Origin of the sequence: Pseudomonas hamedanensis (genome assembly GCF_014268595.2) — a bacterium.
Taxonomy (GTDB): domain Bacteria; phylum Pseudomonadota; class Gammaproteobacteria; order Pseudomonadales; family Pseudomonadaceae; genus Aquipseudomonas; species Aquipseudomonas hamedanensis.
Genome location: NZ_CP077091.1, coordinates 5,052,514 through 5,071,122 on the forward strand (window position 1 = coordinate 5,052,514; position 18,609 = coordinate 5,071,122).

At 59.9% G+C, this 18,609-nt stretch carries 10 protein-coding genes; 2 read left to right on the forward strand and 8 right to left on the reverse strand.

The window, feature by feature from the left end; translation table 11 throughout:
- Positions 1-98: 98 nt before the first annotated feature.
- Positions 99-1,319 carry an aspartate aminotransferase family protein gene (locus HU739_RS22080; protein WP_186551457.1) on the reverse strand — a complete coding sequence of 407 codons (1,221 nt, stop codon included), beginning with the start codon at positions 1,317-1,319 and terminating at the stop codon, positions 99-101.
- A 304-nt stretch (positions 1,320-1,623) separates the two neighbouring features.
- On the opposite strand from HU739_RS22080, the gene HU739_RS22085 reads away from it, so the two are divergent.
- Positions 1,624-9,411: a leucine-rich repeat domain-containing protein gene (locus HU739_RS22085; RefSeq protein ID WP_186551458.1), complete on the forward strand. Its 7,788-nt coding sequence runs from the start codon at positions 1,624-1,626 to the stop codon at positions 9,409-9,411.
- Here HU739_RS22085 and argR read toward each other — a convergent pair.
- The 7 genes from argR to acs all read right to left on the reverse strand — a co-directional run bounded on the left by argR (position 9,408) and on the right by acs (position 17,458).
- The gene (argR, locus tag HU739_RS22090) at positions 9,408-10,388 is read right to left on the reverse strand and encodes a transcriptional regulator ArgR (protein ID WP_186551459.1); all 981 of its coding nucleotides are present in this window, start codon (positions 10,386-10,388) and stop codon (positions 9,408-9,410) included. The genes HU739_RS22085 and argR overlap by 4 nt on opposite strands.
- Before the next feature lie 248 nt (positions 10,389-10,636).
- Entirely contained in the window at positions 10,637-11,401 is a 765-nt protein-coding gene (locus HU739_RS22095; RefSeq protein ID WP_007912705.1) for an ABC transporter ATP-binding protein, read from the reverse strand.
- 27 nt (positions 11,402-11,428) lie between these two features.
- Positions 11,429-12,541, reverse strand: coding sequence for a succinylglutamate desuccinylase/aspartoacylase family protein (locus HU739_RS22100; protein ID WP_186551460.1), 1,113 nt, complete (start codon positions 12,539-12,541; stop codon positions 11,429-11,431).
- Position 12,542: 1 nt separating this feature from the next.
- Positions 12,543-13,241, reverse strand: coding sequence for an ABC transporter permease (locus HU739_RS22105; RefSeq protein WP_101155916.1), 699 nt, complete (start codon positions 13,239-13,241; stop codon positions 12,543-12,545).
- Positions 13,238-13,927, reverse strand: a complete 690-nt coding sequence (locus HU739_RS22110) for an ABC transporter permease (RefSeq protein WP_186551461.1) — start codon at positions 13,925-13,927, stop codon at positions 13,238-13,240. Before HU739_RS22110 ends, HU739_RS22105 begins: the two co-directional genes overlap by 4 nt.
- Positions 13,928-14,018: 91 nt before the next feature.
- The gene (locus HU739_RS22115) at positions 14,019-14,792 is read right to left on the reverse strand and encodes an ABC transporter substrate-binding protein (protein WP_186551462.1); all 774 of its coding nucleotides are present in this window, start codon (positions 14,790-14,792) and stop codon (positions 14,019-14,021) included.
- Positions 14,793-15,502: 710 nt separating this feature from the next.
- Positions 15,503-17,458 (reverse strand): acetate--CoA ligase, encoded by a 1,956-nt coding sequence (acs, locus tag HU739_RS22120; RefSeq protein ID WP_186551463.1) that lies wholly within the window; start codon positions 17,456-17,458, stop codon positions 15,503-15,505.
- A 446-nt stretch (positions 17,459-17,904) separates the two neighbouring features.
- Here acs and HU739_RS22125 point away from each other — a divergent pair, with 446 nt between their 5' ends.
- Positions 17,905-18,165, forward strand: coding sequence for a DUF2790 domain-containing protein (locus HU739_RS22125; protein WP_186551464.1), 261 nt, complete (start codon positions 17,905-17,907; stop codon positions 18,163-18,165).
- Positions 18,166-18,609 lie beyond the last annotated feature (444 nt).

The window sequence follows — 18,609 nt, forward strand, 5'->3', positions numbered from 1 at the left end:
TAAATCCCCTCGCCACAGGGCTCACTTCGACAGTCGAAACTGACCGGTATCAAAAATTGGGTTCGGCACCTGAAAATCCTCAAGCGCCGAAGGGTCTATCAGGCTTGCGTCAGTTTTGCCGCGGCACGCTCGAAGCGGTCGAGACCTGCATCGATATCGGCGTCTTCGACCACCAGGCTCGGGGCGAAACGGATCACGTCCGGACCGGCTTGCAGAATCATCAGGCCTTCCTGTTCGGCGGCGTTGAAGATTTCCTTGGCCTTGCCTTTCCAGGCTTCGCTCAGCACGCAGCCGATCAGCAGGCCGAGGCCACGGACCTGAGTGAACAGGCCGTACTTCTCGCCGATCTGTTGCAAGCGGGTCTTGAACTTGTCGTGCTTGGCGTTCACGCCGTTCAACACTTCAGGGGTGTTGATCACGTCGATGACCGCTTCAGCCACCGCGCACGCCAGCGGGTTGCCGCCGTAGGTGGTGCCGTGGGTACCGACCACCAGATGTTTGGCCAGCGCTTCGGTGGTCAGCATCGCCGCGATCGGGAAACCGCCGCCCAGGCTCTTGGCGCTGGTCAGGATGTCCGGGGTCACGCCGTAATGCTGATAGGCGAACAGCTTGCCGCTGCGGCCCATGCCGGTCTGCACTTCATCGAACACCAGCAGCGCGTCGTTCGCGTCACACAGTTCGCGGGCACCTTGCAGGTAGGCCAGCTCGGCCGGCAGTACGCCGCCCTCGCCCTGGATCGGCTCGAGCACGACCGCGCAGGTCTTCTCGGACACCGCCGCTTTCAGCGCGGCCAGGTCGTTGTAGGGAACGTGGGTGATGCCGGTGATTTTCGGGCCGAAACCGTCGGAATACTTCGACTGGCCACCGACATTGACGGTGAACAGGGTGCGGCCGTGGAAGCTGTTGAGCGCGGCGATGATCTCGTATTTTTCAGTGCCGAAACGGTCGAACGCGACGCGACGGGCCAGCTTGAACGCGGCCTCGTTGGCTTCAGCGCCCGAGTTGCAGAAGAACACGCGCTCGGCGAATGTGGCATCGATCAGCTTATGCGCCAGGCGCAGGGCCGGCTCATTGGTGAACACGTTGGACACGTGCCACAGCTTGTTCGCCTGTTCGGTCAGTGCGCCGACCAGCGCCGGGTGCGCATGGCCCAGTACGTTGACGGCAATCCCGCCAGCGAAGTCGATCAGCTCGCGGCCGGCCTGATCCCAGACCCGGGACCCGGCGCCACGCACCGGAATGAAAGCGGCAGGCGCGTAGTTGGGAACCATTACCTGGTCGAAATCGGCGCGTTGTACCGCAGCGTGCTCAACGGACATCGGAGTCTCCTGATGAGGGCCACCCGCCTGAAACTGGCGAGCGATGGGGGGATTGTAAGGACAGTTTTCGGCCCGGCCTTGTCGCCAAGCGACAACTTGTTATAGCGCAAACCCCGGATTTTCCCGGGTTTACGGCAATGCGACATATAGCGTCGCAAAGGCGCAGTTTAAACTGCCGTCGCCGGTTTGCGGCAGGCTTTGGAAGATATCAATTGGCGGGCGCGGCACTGGCATACATATGTACCGCACGGGCGCGGCAACATTTTGATTTGCTGGATGCTTTCCCAACGCCAAGGACTGGCCCATGCCATCAATCGAACGAGTTCAATCGAGCCTCGACGCACCCAACGGGCTCCAGCCTGACAGCCACTATCTGCATTGGCAGGCCAGCCTGCCCGCCTGGCTGCACAAGGCGTCGACGCCCCGACGTCTTGCCCTGAAAGAGTCCCAGCCGGCCCTCCCGCCCAAGCTGCAGTCAGCTTCGGCGACCGGGCTTGCGCAACTGACCACACTGGGCGTAGAGCACTGGACCGTGCAAAACGATGTCGACCAGTTGCTGTCGCAATTTCGCGACGTCAAGGCCTTCGCCGAACCGCTGCTCAAGGCCGAGATCAAGGCCCGCTTCGATCTCGATCTGGACGTCAAGTCAACGTTCCTGCGCCTGTATGTTGCGCAAACAACGGGGCTGTTTGCGATCAAGACCGGCGCCCGCACCTGGACGCTGTCGCTGCTGGACGCGGCGCTGCATAACTTTGAAGAAAAGGAGACCGGCGAGGACGCCTTCGAAGACCTGTCGACGTTTATCACCGAACCCTCGGCGAGCGGGCAGTTCGACACGCAGCCCTGGGTCAAGGCAAAAATGAGCATCGCCGCCTTCACCGCAATGTGCCGGGAGCTGGACATTGGTGCGCAGTACAAGACCTATCTGGACGATCACCTGGGCATCACCGACACCGAGAAAGGCGCGGCCCTGCACACCGCCATCGACAAAAGCCAGAAGGCCGCACTCAAGACCGCCCTGCAATTCGCGCGCATCAGCGGCGACATCAGCGCCACTTACTACCGCAGCCTCAATGCACTGATCGACGGCGTGCCGCATCTGCGCATCAATGGACAGCGTCTGTTGTGCCATGGCTTGACCATGATGTCCGCACCGCTCACCGGCCCGATCGTGTTCGGCCCGGTGGCTGATGACGCCGATACATCCGGCAAGACGGCACGGGTGATTGCCTACGTGCCGGACGATCCATTGCATCCGGTCAAGGAATACGCCTCCTCCGCCGACTTCGAAAAGGAACTGACCCGGCAGTTGCGCGCCAGCGATTACCAGATGTTCTTCAGTCGCTTCATCAATCACGAACACCGCGGCACTTTTTTCGCCGGCCTCAACGTGCGGCTTGGGCGAATCAAGTGGCACGACCCTGTGTACGGCAGCTCAGAACCGGTCTGGCGCGACGAACCGTTCGAAAGGCCCGACCTGCAATTGAATTCGACGCTGATCAGTACGGACCTCTGGCAACACCTGTACGAGAGCAAAATGAACAAGATCCTCAATGATGCGCGGGTCATTGCCGTCGCGACGGCCAGCGTCGACAGCAAAGCGCGCTGGGCGCTGTGGGATTCCTTCGTCGACATTGCCTCGGCCATCCTCCAGGCCGCGGCGTTCGTCATCGCGCCGTTCGTACCCGTGCTGGGCGAAATGATGATGGCGTACATGGCGTATCAGTTTCTCGACGAAGTGTTTGAAGGCATCGTCGAGTGGGCGCAAGGGCAGACCGCCGAGGCGATCCAGCATCTGATCGGCACCGTGGACTCGCTGCTGCAACTGGGCATGTTTGCCGTCGGCGGTGCGATTGCCGTGGGTGAATTTCGCAAAGTGCTGCCCAAAGAAGTGGTCGCGTTCATCGACCGTTTCAAGCCGGTCAAACTCGACAACGGGCAAACCCGCTATTGGGATGCCGACCTGAGCCGTTATCAGCAAAAGTCCTTGCCACCCGCTGGTTCGAAACCGTCGAAACTGGGTTTGCATGAGGTTCAGGGTAAACAGATCTTGCCGCTGGAGGATGCGCACTATGCCGTGCGCCAATCCGCGACACCCGGCCAATATCGCATCGAGCACCCGACCCGCCCTGACGCCTACAAACCCGTCGTGCGGCACAACGGCGACGGCGCCTGGCACACTGAACTCGAAACGCCGCTGCAATGGGACAAAGCCACCGCGTTGCGCCGGATCGGCCATGAAATGGAAGGTTTCACCCCCGCCCGCCGTGAACAGATCCTGCAGGTCAGCGGCTACAACGAAAACGCCCTGCGCAAGATGCACGTCGATCAGGAACCACTGCCGCCACTGCTGGCCGACAGCATTGCGCGCTTCCGGATCGACCAGGACCTGCAACAGTTCATCGACCAACTGGCCAGCGACCAGGCAGAACAGTATCGCGCCGCCGATCCGCTGACCCAATTGCAACTGCTTGTCGAGCATGGTCGCTGGCCGGCGGATAAACGCCTGCGCTTACGCGACCCCCAAGGTGCAACGCTGTGGGAGTCGTCCAGTGACGCCAGCTTGCCACTCATCGACCTGCGCCAGGACAACCTGTTCGAGGGCGACCTGCTCAAGACGCTGCTGCGCTCCCTAGACGAAGCGCAGGCCAAGGAATTGCTGGGCGAAGCATTCGGCGATCCCGACCTGCCGCTCGACGTGCGCGCCGGCAAGCTGCGCGCGCAATTGCTGCAATTGGCCAGGGCTCAGCGCGGTGCGTTGTTCGAGGCTCGCTATCAGGCGCTCGCCGCCGTTGACGATCCGCTGCACAGCAAGCTGGCCGAATTCGAACCGGTCCTGCCACCGCGCGTCACTCAGGAATTGCTCAATACCACCACCAGCGACGAACTGCTTCAGATCAGCGAAGGTCGCCTGCCCCAGCGCCAGCAAAACCTCATGCACATGGCCAGTGAAGAGGTGCGTGTCACCCGCGCTTTCGAAGGCCTGCACCTGGACTCGGTGAACAATCCCGATACCGACAGCCTGGCCCTGCACAGTCTCAGGTATGTGCCAGGCTGGAGTGGCGAAGTGCGCCTGGAAATCCGCGAGGGCCGGTATGAGGGCAGAATGCTCGACAGTACCGGCCGCGCCGACGCGCCGGCGCAAAAAGTACTGGTGCGCCAGCGCGATGGCACTTACCAGCCGTTCGATGACCGCGGCCAGTCCTTGCACTCGGCGACGGATTTTTACTCCAGTATTTTGTACGCCTTGCCGGACGCCGAGCGTGAGGCACTGAACATTCACATCGGCCAGGGCGACCAGCTTAAAAACGCCATCCGCGCCCGACCGTTCGAGCGCAGTGAACTGCGCGTGGCGATGGCCCTGGAGCCGGTGCGTGATCCTGAGCTGGAGACGCTGCGCCTGCTGGGCCGCGAAGGCTACGGGCAGACGCCCCATCGGATCGACGTGTCTGGCCCAGGGCAAGGGGCGCGAGAACCTACGCTTGCGCAGCGAATCCAGGAAATTCTACGTGGTTTCAGCACCGAAGAAGCCCAGGCCTTTGCCACCCGGTTTACGCGAGTCCCCCGGGGCCTGACCAACGAGCTTGCGCGTCTGCGCAGCGAGTTCAGCGAAATGAGCGCCAGCCTGCGGCGCTGGGAAGCCGAGATTCCGGCGACCGATCCACACACCCGGCGTCGCCTGACAGTGCCGGAACGTCGCGCCGCCCAGCGCAGCCGCGCCGCGCTCAGGGACGCGCTGGAACGCTGCTGGCGCCGCGAAACCCGCGACGGTTATGGTTACTCGTTACAAATTCGCGACCCGATTGTTGGCGAACTGCCCACTTTGAACGCCGACTTCAGCCATGTCAGATCGCTGGTGATCAATGGCAGTGTCAGCACCGGTGCCATCGATCCGTTCTTGCAACGCTTCGCGCAACTGATATCGATCGATGCGCGCAATCTTCGCCTGCCCGACTTGCCGCAAGCCCTGACGTCGATGCCTGCATTGCGACGCCTGGTCATCCGGAACAGTGGCATCACGATGACGCCGGCCAATCGCTCGATCCTCGCGTCGCTGCCGCAGCTGTCCTTTCTAGACCTGGCGAGCAACCCGCTCGGCATGCCGTTTGATGTGCACACCATGCCAGCGCTGGGTTATCTCAACCTCGACAACACCGGCATTACCGCCCTGCCGGAGCGCCTGCTGGAACATCCGGCCCTGGTCACCGGGCGCTTCGCCGGCAACCGGATCAGTGAAATTCCCCAAGCATTTGCCGACCTGAGCGGCCAGCTCAGCGGCGGCTTCGTTCTGGCGAACAATCCGCTGTCCCCCGCCAGCCGGGATCTGATCAAAAACTACTATCGGCGCACACAAAAACACTTCGGGGTCTTGCCCGAACAAATCGACATCGATCAAGCGATCAGCCTCTTCCCTTCGCTCAGTGTCGATGACGCGGTTGAGCTGTTTTACCAATTGCCCGGCTCAATGGCGCAAGGCCGTGCTCAACTCGCCAGTTGGGAAAGCGAATTCGGCCGGTTGCAAAGCGATCTGGCCGTCTGGATCAAGGATGTTCCTGAATACGCGCCGGCGACCGGCGAGCCGCTGAACCTTGATGAGCAGACCCGCGAATTGCTCGCCAGGGCCGAGTTCAGCGACAAACTGCAGGGCTTCTGGCGTGAAAGATGGTCCTTTCCGCCGTACACCAGGAGCATCGCTCTGGAGGCCAACCTCAATTTCATGGGCGAGATGCCGCGCCTCGATACTGATTTCAGCCACGTGCTGAACCTGACACTGCGCGGCAATAAAAACGTGTCCGGCATGCTGGCGTTCCTGCAACGCTTCCAGAACCTGACGCTACTGGATCTGCGCCGCTTCGACTTTGACCCGGCCACGCTGTCCATCATTGACCTGCCCGCGCTTCACACGCTGAAGCTGAACGATTGCGGCGTGGTGATGACGCCGGAAAACCAGGCCAGACTTTTGTCGATGACGGACCTGACCCTGCTGGAGCTAAGTAACAACCCACTGGGAACGTTCCCCGATCTCAATCTGATGCCTGAATTGACCCACGTCGATCTGTCCAGCACCGGCCTGTCGCAGGTGCCGGCGGGGCTGGCGGATCATAGCGGGCTGGGAGTGGCAAATTTCAGCGGCAACCTGATCAGCGAACTGCCCGACGCCTTGTTCGACCTGCCCGCCACGCAGGCTGACGGAATGGATTTCGCTGACAATCCACTGAGCCCGGCGACGCGCGAGCGAATCAAGACCTACCACCGCCAGACCGGGCAGGACTTTGATGTACTGGCAGATCCGGCCGACATTGCCCTGGCCCGGCAGTTGTTTCCCAGCCTCGACAAGGTCACGGCCACAGACCTCATTTATTCGTTGCCCGGAACCCTGGCCGACAGCCGCGCCCAGTTGACGACATGGCGCGCCGAGCTCAGCGACTTGCAGGCTGATCTCAACTTATGGGCCGATCAGGTACCCCGTCGAGACCCGGTGATCGGCGCGGCACTCGACGCCTACGAGATCCAGGCCAACCGCGCTTCGCGAGCGGATTTCGCGCAACAACTGGTGAATTTCTGGCGCAGCCTGACGGGCGATGCCAACGGGCGCGAAGACGTTTTCGAGGCAACCCTGACGTTCCAGGGCGAAATGCCCGTGCTGCGCGCGAACTTCGATCACGTGGCCAGACTCAACCTGCGCGGCAACCCGGCCGTTACCCGGGTGGGGCCATTCCTTGAACAGTTCCCGTATGTGGACGTTCTCGAGCTGCACCGCTTCACCCTGGGCGAGATACCGCAAGCCCTTCTCCGTTTGCCGGAACTCAAGGAGGTAACCCTGACCCACTGCAACCTGACACTTACCACCGACGGACAGTCAGTGCTGGAGGCGCTGTCTGATCTCGAACGTCTGAACCTGAGCCACAACGTACTGGGACAAGCCCCCGATATCGTCAATATGCCGCAACTCAATGACTTGCGCCTGTCCGGCACGGCAATCGACACACTGCCAAACGGCATCGCCCTGCACCCGAACCTGCGTACCGCCATGCTCGACGGCAACGCTATCAGCGAACTGCCCGAAGATTTTTTCACGCTGGACATCGACCTCGCCAATGACACTGACCTGAGCAACAATCCTCTGTCAGTGACTGCCCGTGATCGCATCAAGGCGTATTACCGCGATACCGGCCTGCACTTCGGCGTGCTGCCCGATCAGCACGACGTCGACCTGGTTAAATTGCTGTTCCCCGGGCTGAGCAATGGCGACGCCATCCGCATCATCTATCAACTGCCGGGAACCTTGGCGGACAGCCATGTGCAACTGCTGCGTTGGCGTGACGAATTCGCTCGAATGCACAACGATCTGGATGTCTGGTCGGAGCGCGCAGCACTGTACAACCTTGACGGACAAGTCATGAGCCTGGCCGAGCGGACAATACAACTCAGGCACAGGAAGATTTTCAGCCAGGAAGTCAAACAGCTCTGGCGCAATCGGTTTCTCGACGGCCCCGATAACCCGATCACCGAGTTGCGGTTCTACGGTGATTTGCCGGCACTGGGGGCGGACTTCAGCCACGTCAGTCAATTGGTCTTGACGGGAAATAAAGGATTAAAGGCCGTTGACGGTTTCCTGCGCGGTTTCACCGATCTGAAGACGTTGGAAATGCGCGACTTCGCTTTGGGTCGATTCCTCGACAATATCGCCCCTGCTGTCGACACGCTGATACTCAGCAACTGCGGCATCGTGTTCGATGAGACGGCACAGGCGGTACTGTCCTCGCTGACAAAGCTCGAGACACTGGAACTGTACGACAATCCATTGCGGGGCGTCCCGGACGTAAGCTTGCTGCCGGCACTCCAATATATCGACCTCGCCAGTACCGGGATTGAGCAGATTCCCGTCGGGTTGCCGGAACGCAGCAAACTTAAAACCGCGATATTGAGCGAAAACAATATCCGCGAGCTTCCGGACGCGCTTTTCCAGGTACCCGGCGCCGTCAGTCAGGGTTTTGACTTGAGCAACAATCCATTGTCGTCGACTGCACGGGAGCGGATCAAAACCTATCGTCAAAACAAGGGCGGCGATTTCGGTGTCTGGGTGATCCCCGAGGATATTCAGCTGGCCCGTACGCTTTACCCGCGTTCCAGCCCGCAAAGCCTGAGCGATATCGTTTACAAGCTGCCGGGCACTCTGGCTGAGGGACGCGCGGAACTGCTGCGTCGGCAAAGCGAAATTGCCATGCTTGTCAGCGACCTTCAATCATGGGCCAGCGCAGTGCCACCTGATCCCGTCACGGGTGAGCCGCTGCGCGGTGAGATGCTTGAGCAGGAGACCGCCAACCGCCTGCAGTTCAAGGAAAGCCTGGAGCGCTGCTGGCGACGGATCGTCGCACAGGGTACAGCGGCCTCCGAATTTTCATTCAACCTGCCGCTGCGGGGAGAGCTGCCCAGCCTGTCTGCAGACTTCGGCCATGTCAAAAGGCTGACGTTGCTCAACACCTCGGCGACCCGCCCGCGCCTTGGCCAATGGCTCGATCGGTTCCCGCATTTGCAGACGCTGGCAATACACGGTTATCAGTTGGGCAGCATCCCTGAAGCGATATGGCAGATGGCGGATCTGACGACACTCAGCCTGCCGGATTGCGCGGTTATTCTCACACCGCATGCCGTCGATTCCATGAGTCGCATGAATAACCTTGGCAGCCTGACTTTGCGCAACAATCCGTTGGGGCGGACCCCTGACCTGCGACGGATGACGGCGCTGTTCTGGCTGGACCTGAGCAACACCGGATTGCGCGAGTTTCCCGCAGGCTTACTGGATCGCCCGTTCCTGACGTATGCAGATTTGTCCAATAACGCCATCAGCGAACTGCCCTCCAGGTTGTCGAACATCAGGACAGTGGACTTCAACTTCAGCGGCAACGATCTCTCTGCGCCGAGCCAGCAATACGTGGCCAATCAGCGCCTGGCAAGGCAACGTGCAAGAGGGGGACAAGACCGGAGCGAACCAGTCGAGGGTTTCGAAGACGCTGACTCTCGCGTCGGAAGCAGTGGTTCACGCACCTCGAGCGTTTCAACGGTCTCATCCGCAGAGTCTGGCGCCTAACCGCGCTCGGGCGGCACCGACGACAATTCGAACGGGCTGCTGCTGCGCCGCTGGTTGCGATCTTCCCGCGGCGTGGCACCGAAGAAGTTGCGGTAGGCGCTGGAGAAATGCGGCCCCGAGGAGAAGCCACAGGACAGGCCGATCTGGATGATCGACTTGCTGGTCTGCATCAACATTTGCCTGGCCTTGTTCAGGCGCAGTTCCAGGTAGTACTGGCTCGGCACACGGTTGAGGTATTGCTTGAAGATCCGCTCCAACTGCCGGCGAGACACGCACACGTGCTGGGCGATTTCGTCGGTGGTCAGCGGCTCTTCGATGTTGGCTTCCATCAGCAACACCGCCTGGGTGAGCTTCGGATGGCTGGAGCCGAGGCGATTCTGCAACGGAATGCGTTGGCGCTCGCCACCCTCGCGGATACGTTCGACCACCAGTTCTTCGGAGACCGCACCGGCCAGCTCCGCACCGTGATCGCGGGCCAACACAGCCAGCAGCAGATCAAGCACCGACATGCCACCACAGGCAGTCAGGCGATCGCGGTCCCAGTCGAACAGATGGCTGGTGGCGATGACTTTGGGGAAACGCTCGGCGAAATCGTCCTGCCAGCGCCAGTGCACGGCGGCGCGATAACCGTCGAGCAAACCGAGTTGCGCCAACGGATAGACACCGGCCGACAGACCGCCAATCACACAGCCAGCACGCACCAGTTGCTTGAGCGCACTGCTGAGTGCCGGCGCCAGCGTGGTCGGCGGCTCATCGGCGAGCAGGAACAGTTTCTGGAAGTTTTCCAGCTTGCCGGCCCAAGGCTCACCGGGCAATTGCCAGGCGCCGTCGGCCGGCGGCTCGGCCTGCAGAAACGAAAGTTCGTAAACCACGTCCGGGTGCACCCGCTGAGCAACACGCAAGGCCTCCTCTGCCAGCGCCAGCGTCAACGCTTTAGTGCTGGGCCAAATCAGGAAACCAATTCGATGGGCAGTCATGGGCGGGCAATCCGAAACGAACAACGGTGATGAAGGCATGGGCCAATGCTAGCCCGGAAATGAATACACATCGCGAACAATGCAGATCCATTGTAGGAGTGAGCCTGCTCGCGATAGCGGTCTTTCAGATAACCAGTGTGTTGACTGTTACACCGCTATCGCGAGCAGGCTCACTCCTACAGGGGACTTCGTTTGTCCCCAAGGGCTGCGAAGCATGCACTATTGAAGTGCACAACGGCAGCCCTGTTTTATTTCAGGCTACCCGACAGAAACTGCTGCAAGCGCTCCGACTGCGGATTGACCAGCACTTCGCGCGGGTTGCCGCTTTCTTCGACGACGCCTTTGTGCAGGAACACCAGCTGGTTCGACACTTCACGGGCGAAGCCCATTTCGTGGGTCACCACAACCATGGTGCGGCCTTCCTGAGCCAGCGCCTGCATGACTTTGAGCACGTCGCCAACCAGTTCCGGGTCGAGGGCCGAGGTCGGTTCGTCGAAGAGCATCACTTCTGGTTCCATCGCCAGCGCACGGGCAATCGCCACGCGCTGCTGTTCGCCGCCGGACATGTGCCCCGGGAAGGCGTCCTTACGGTGAGCCACGCCGACTTTGTTCAGGTAGTACTCAGCCTTTTCGCGGGCTTCATACTTGGGTACGCCGAGCACATGCACGGGCGCTTCCATGATGTTTTCAATCGCGGTCATGTGCGACCACAGGTTGAAATGCTGGAACACCATCGACAGGCGCGAACGCATGCGTTGCAGCTGCTTCGGATCGGCAGCTTTCAGTGCGCCGTCCTTGTTCGCCACCAGTTTCAGCTCTTCGTTGTTGAGCAGGATCTTGCCGGCGTGCGGCTGCTCGAGCAGGTTGATACAACGCAGAAAAGTACTTTTGCCGGAGCCACTGGAGCCGATGATGCTGATCACATCGCCGGCGGCCGCTTTCAGGGACACGCCCTTGAGCACTTCGTGACTGCCATAGCGTTTATGCAGGTCTTGGACTTCAAGTTTGTACATGCGGTCGGTTCTCACAAAAACAGTCAGTCAGTCGTTGAGCAAGCGCCCGTGACGCAGCGCTTCGCGCCCCGCCACCTTGGCCAGCCAGAAACCGGGTTGGGCATAGCGCAGCCGTTCAATGGCAAACAGCACCCCGGACGTACCAGCACACACCGTGCTGACCCGATCGGACACAGGGTCGATCACTTGAAAAATCTCGTCGCCCGCCTCGACCCATTCGCCGGGCCTGCGGGAAAAGCTCACCACACCGGGGTGCGGTGCAAACAACAATTCGGTGCCTTCGAACGGCATGCCTTCGCACGGCTCGAAGGCCGGGTTCGGCCACTCGCCGGTGATCAGGCCTTGCTCGGCGAGGAACGCCAGAATGCCCTCAGCATAGGCCTCGGCTTCAACGCGACCGGTGTCGGCCTGTCCGCCCAGTTCGATGGTCGTCGCCAGGCACGCCAGCGGAATCTGTGCATCGGGGAACTGCCGCGACAGGCGCAGCCACGGCAGCGAGCAGGCTTCGTCGAACGAGCTGCCGCCGGAATCTTCCGCCAGCAAACCGACCTTGACGTTCAGGTGCGCCGCCAGCGAACGCCACTGCGGCCAGTGCTGTGGCAACGCGTACATGTGCAGCGCGGCTTCGGCATCGCAGTGCAAGTCGAGCACGACGTCGGCGGTGCAGGCATGGCTGAGCAACACGCGCTGCATACCTTGCAACTGGCTGCTCGCCTCAGGCAATGCGGCCAGATGATCGGCCATGGCCTGACGGATCAGCCGCACATTGGCATGCGGATCGTCACCGAGCTTGGCGCCCAGTGCCGCCGCAACCGGCGCACTGAGTTCGACGAAATCACGGTTGAAATTTTTGCCGCTGCCCGCTTCGAAACGGCCCTGGAAATTGCCTTGCAGCAATTGCCCAAGACCCAGCGGGTTGGCGACCGGCACCAGCTCGATCACGCCATTGAGCAGGCCTTGGGCTTCGAGTTCGCCCAAGCGCTTTTTCAGCTCCCAGGCGGTGCGCATGCCCGGCAACTCATCAGCGTGCAGGCTGGCCTGAATATAGGCCTTGCGCTCGCCTTGTCCGAAGCGGAATACCGAAACCTTGCGCTCGCTGCCCAGATGGCTCCAAGGCAATACGTGATCGATGCGTTGCATATCAGTGCTTCCGTGGCGCGAGGTAGCTCAACCAGCGACGCTCGGCCAGCTTGAACAGCTTGACCAGAATGAAGGTCAGGCACAGGTAGAACACGCCGGCGGTGATATAGGCCTCGAACGGCAGATAGAACTGCGCATTGACCGTACGCGCCGCACCGGTGATGTCGATCAGGGTCACGATGGACGCCAGACTGGTGGTCTGCAGCATCATAATCACTTCGTTGCTGTACTGCGGCAGCGCCCGGCGCAGGGCCGACGGCAGCAGGATGCGTTTGTACAGTTTGAAGCGCGACATGCCCATGGCCTTGGCCGCTTCAATCTCACCGTTCGGCGTAGCCTTGAGGCTGCCGGCGATGATCTCGGCGGTGTAGGCGCTGGTGTTGACCGCAAAGGCCAGGCACGCGCAGAACGTTGCGCTGGACAGCCACGGCCACAAGAAGCTCTCGCGTACTGCTTCGAACTGCGCCAGACCGTAGTAGATCAGGAACAGCTGAACCAGCATCGGCGTGCCGCGAATCACGTAGGTGTACAGCCACGCGGCGCCGTTGACGATCGGGTTCTTGGAGACGCGCATCAGGCCCAGCGGCAGTGCGGCGAGCAAACCGAAGAACAGCGACAGCGCGAGCAGTTTGAGGGTGGTCAGCAGCCCGCCGAAGTACAGCGGCAGCGCCTCCCAAATGACGTTGTAGTCGAAGATCATAGATCAGCCGCCCTTACGCCTACCGAGTAGCGCTTCTCAAGTTGACGCAGGATCAGCAACGACACGCTGGTGATCACCAGGTACATCGCCGCCACTGCGAGGAAGAAGGTAAAAGGCTCACGCGTGGCATCCGCCGCCTGCTTGGCCTTGAACATCATGTCTTGCAGACCGACCACGGAAATCAGTGCGGTGGCCTTGGTCAGGACCAGCCAGTTGTTGGTGAAGCCCGGAATCGCCAGACGAATCATCTGCGGCACCATCACCCGGAAGAACACCTGAAAACTGCTCATGCCGTACGCCACGCCCGCTTCGGCCTGGCCCTTGGGGATCGCCATGAACGCGCCGCGAAAGGTTTCCGACAGGTACGCACCGAAGATGAAACCGAGGGTGCCGATACCGGCGGCCAGCGGGTTCAGGTCGATGTAGTCGTCATAGCCGAGCATCGGTGCGACGCGGTTGAGCAGATCCTGACCGCCGTAGAAGATCAGCAGGATCAGCACCAGATCGGGAATCCCGCGGATCACCGTGGAATACAAATCGCCCAGCCACGCCAGCCAGCGCACCGGCGACAGGCGCAACGCGACACCGATCAGCCCGAGAACGATGGCCAGGGCCATGGACGACAAGGCGAGCTGAAGCGTCAGCCATGCGCCATCGAGGATGACAGCCCCGTAGCCTTTCAACATGATTCAGGTCCTCGAAAGTTGGGATGAAAAAATGGCGCAAACCGCAGAGATTCTGTTGCTTGCGCCATTTCGGACTTGTCGCAGAGACGTCTTACTTGCCGTAGATATCGAAGGCGAAGTATTTGTCCTGGATTGCTTTGTATTTGCCGTTTTCGCGGATCGCCACGATGGCCGTGTTGATTTTCTCTTTCAGGGCGTCGCCCTTGCGCACTGCGATGCCAACGCCGTCGCCGAAGTATTTGACGTCGGTGAACGCCGGGCCAACGAAGGCGAAACCTTTGCCGGCGTCGGTTTTCAGGAAGCCGTCATCGAGCAGGGTGGCATCGGCCACGGTGCCGTCGAGGCGACCGGCGGCGACGTCGAGGTAGATTTCGTTCTGCGAACCGTACGGCTTGATTTCGGCACCCAGCGGAGCCAGCACTTCGCGGGCGAAACGCTCGTGGATCGAGCCGCGTTGTACGCCGATGTTCTTGCCTTTGAGCTCAGCCAGACCTTCGCTGACCTGAGTACCGGCCTTCATGACCAGACGTGCCGGGGTGTTGTAGTACTTGTTGGTGAAGTCGACCGACTTCTTGCGATCTTCGGTGATCGACATCGACGACAGGATCGCGTCGATCTTGCGCACTTTCAGTGCCGGGATCAGGCCGTCGAACTCTTGCTCGACCCACACGCACTTGACCTTCATTTCTTCGCACAGCGCGTTGCCGATGTCGTAGTCGAAACCGACGATGCTGCCGTCCGGCGCTTTCGAGGCGAACGGAGGGTAAGCCGCTTCGATACCGATCTTCACAGGCTTTTCGTCAGCGACGGCATTCAGCGACAGCACGGACAGTGCCAGGGCGCCAAGCAGCACAAGTTTCTTCATCTTGGGACTCCATCGGTAAAGGGCAAAAACGGCAGAGTGAGCAACAGCCCAATATGCGAATGGTGAATCAGGAAATCGGTGCCGCATCGGTGGGAAATTTCCGATTGAAACCGAAGGAGGTTTCAACATCAGCCACGATGAGCGAGTGATCGGCATTCTAACGACAGGCCCGAAGCCGATATTTCTTCAATGCGACAACTAATTACAGATGCACTGAGAAAGCGACTTGAGCTCATTGACAGCCCTGCAATTTCATGCAAGAGCGAAAGACAGTGAACCGATCTATGCTGCAAATTGCGGGCCTATTATTCGCAAACCCTTCTAATCCGGCAAGCGTAGCGTTATGTCTAATTTTTCACCGGGGGGTTTAAGGCTCTAAACCGGGGCGTGGCGTTTCCCTTCGCCCCGTTGCGGGGCGGGCGGTTACACATTGGGCTGTGCTGGGTAACAACGGGAAAGGTCCTGCAGCGCAGGTCGATAATTATTGGTTGGGCGGTTTCGGTTTCCTACAGGCGGCCACAGCGGTGTCTGACAGATTGCTATCGCGAGCTGGCTCACTCCTACAGTTGACGGCATTCCAACTGAAGAAACTCGATCCATTGTAGGAGTGAGCCTGCTCGCGAAGAGGCCAGCCCAGCCACCATAAAACACCCAGCCACAAAAAAGCCCCATCCGGCATCACCAGACAGGGCTTTTCACACTGCTATGGCTCAAGCCACATTCATGGTCTTGTGCGTATCAATCAAATGCTGCACCACACCCGGATCCGCCAAGGTCGAGATATCGCCCAACCCGTCGTATTCCGCCGTGGCAATCTTGCGCAGAATGCGCCGCATGATCTTGCCCGAACGGGTTTTCGGCAGCCCCGGCGCCCACTGGATCACGTCCGGCGAGGCGATCGGCCCGATCTCCTTGCGCACCCAGTTCTTCAGTTCCAGACGCAACTGCTCGGTCGGCTCTTCACCGTTTTTCAAGGTCACATAGACATAAATGCCCTGCCCCTTGATGTCATGCGGCACGCCCACCACCGCGGCTTCGGCAACTTTCGGGTGCGCCACCATCGCGCTCTCGATCTCGGCCGTACCCATGCGGTGGCCGGAGACGTTGAGCACGTCGTCCACACGCCCGGTGATCCAGTAGTAACCATCGGCATCACGACGCGCGCCGTCGCCGGTGAAGTACATGCCACGGAAGGTCTTGAAGTAAGTGTCGACGAAACGATCGTGATCGCCGTACAGCGTACGTGCCTGGCCTGGCCACGAATCAAGAATCACCAGATTGCCTTCAGCCTCGCCCTCGATAATGTTGCCGAGGTTGTCAACCAGCGCCGGCACCACACCAAAGAACGGCCGCGCCGCCGAACCCGGCTTCAGCGCGTGAGCACCCGGCAGCGGGCTCATCATGTTGCCGCCGGTCTCGGTCTGCCACCAGGTATCGACGATCGGGCAACGCGACTTGCCAACATTCTTGTAGTACCAGTCCCAGGCTTCCGGATTGATCGGCTCACCCACCGAACCGAGCAGACGCAGGCTGCTGCCATCGGCGCCTTCAACGGCGGCCTGACCCGAAGCCATCATCGCGCGGATCGCGGTCGGCGCGGTGTAGAGGATGTTGACCTTGTGCTTGTCGATGATTTTCGCCACCCGGGTGATATCCGGATAGTTCGGCACGCCTTCGAACAATAGCGTAGTCGCGCCATTGGCCAGCGGGCCGTAGACGATGTAACTGTGGCCGGTAACCCAGCCGACGTCGGCGGTGCACCAGTAGATTTCGCCCGGGCGGTAGTCGAACACGCGCTCGTGGGTCATCGCGGCATACAGCAGATAACCGCCGGTGGTGTGCTGCACGCCCTTCGGCTTGCCGGTCGAGCCGGAGGTATAAAGGATGAACAGCGCTTCTTCGGCGCCCATCTCTTTCGGCGCGCAAACGGTGCCCGCGACTTTCATCAGGTCTTCGTACCAGATGTCGCGATGCTGGTTCCACTTGATGTCGCCACCGGTGCGCTTGCAGACGATGACTTTCTGGATGCTGCTTGTTTCCGGGTTGGTCAGCGCGTCGTCGACGTTGGCCTTGAGGGAGATCTTTTTGCCGGCACGGATGCCTTCGTCAGCAGTGATCACCACTTTCGAACGGCAGTCGATGATGCGACCGGCCAGCGCTTCCGGCGAGAAACCGCCGAACACTACCGAGTGAATCGCGCCGATCCGGGTGCAGGCCAGCATGGCGACCACGGCTTCGGGAATCATCGGCATATAAATGGTCACCACGTCGCCACGGTGCACGTCCTGACCGCGCAGGGCGTTGGCGAGTTTGCACACTTGTTCGTGCAGTTCGCGGTAGGTGATGTTGCGGCTTTCGGACGGGTCGTCACCTTCCCAGATGATCGCGACTTGATCGCCGCGCTCGGCCAGATGACGGTCGAGGCAGTTGTAGGAAACGTTCAGGGTGCCGTCGGCAAACCACTTGATGTCGACATGGTGATCGTCGAACGACGTTTGTTTCACCGTGGTGAAAGGCTTGATCCAGTCGAGACGCTTGGCCTGCTCGCGCCAGAAACCGTCAGGGTTGACGACCGACTGCTGGTACATGGCTTTGTAGGTCGCCTCGTCAGTCAGCGTGTTAGCCAGAACCTCGGGACGAACGGGATACAGAGAAGCCGCACTCATCTTTCCTACCTCGGTGTAATAGTTGTTTTTGTATAACCCCGTTGTAGCCGGGTGGGCCCCATAGAACCATTCGACGATGGTAGTAACAAGCCCCTACAAAATATCCAGACATCCACCTTTGCTGACTTGAAATACCCTTTCGAGCCACATGCGATCCTTGTGGGAGCTTGCCTGCAAGCGATGCAAACACCACGGTGTGTCAGACAAACCCACCCAGCCGATTGTTACCAAATCTGCGAAAAGTGTTTATCAAAACCCGCTCTGTTTACCCTCGCCTCGTCCCCCTAAAATTCACCTCGCCAACAAGGCAAACGCGATTAACAACGTTACAGCCCCCACGAAGGCCGTTAATCCAGCTCTCCAAGTAACGCACCAAGCATGAAGCTCCACACGCAACCCTAAAAAGGTTGCGTGACCCCACTCGACCTCAAAAAGGTGAATCAGAAATGAAAGCTTTATTAGTTCTGGCCCTCAGCAGTCTGTGCGCAACCGCCATGGCAGACGAGGCCCAGACTGATGTCGCACAGCAGCAACCGGTTATCGAGCAATACACTTACTCCACGCACCTGGACATCGCCAAAGTTGTTTCGATGAGTGAAGTTCCGAATGTCTGCGAAGTAGTACCGGCAAAAATGGAATACGACGACTCCAAAGGTCAGCGCCACATTCTGCGCTACAGCATCATGGGCAACGGCTGCACCAATTGAATCAGACTGCACCGAATCGGACCGTTCAGCGCAACATTAAAGGTCGATTTCAGCCCGGCTTCGGTCGGGCTCAGTTGTGTCTGAAGCCTGCAAAAAGGCTTGCAAAACACTAGATGTAGTGAATCGAGCGATTTTTTGACTATTTTTTGAGCAAAAAACCGCTTGCCAAAAAAATAACAAAAAAAAATCTGACGGCGTCCACTCCACGCAAAGCCCTGTAAACCCTCGGTCGGACCCAAATCGCCCCCCTCCTCGGCCCCTCCATGAGCCGATTCGCCGCACCACGGCGGTAAAAATTTCCCTATAATGCCGCCCTATACGGGTCAGCAATATTCCCTTACAGGGATCAAAAGCCAATCTGAAGCCCCGCAGCAGCGCCCGACGCTGATTGCGCCCATCAGAGGCTCTCGGAGCCCGTCAAAATTTCTGTTTATTTGCCTGCGT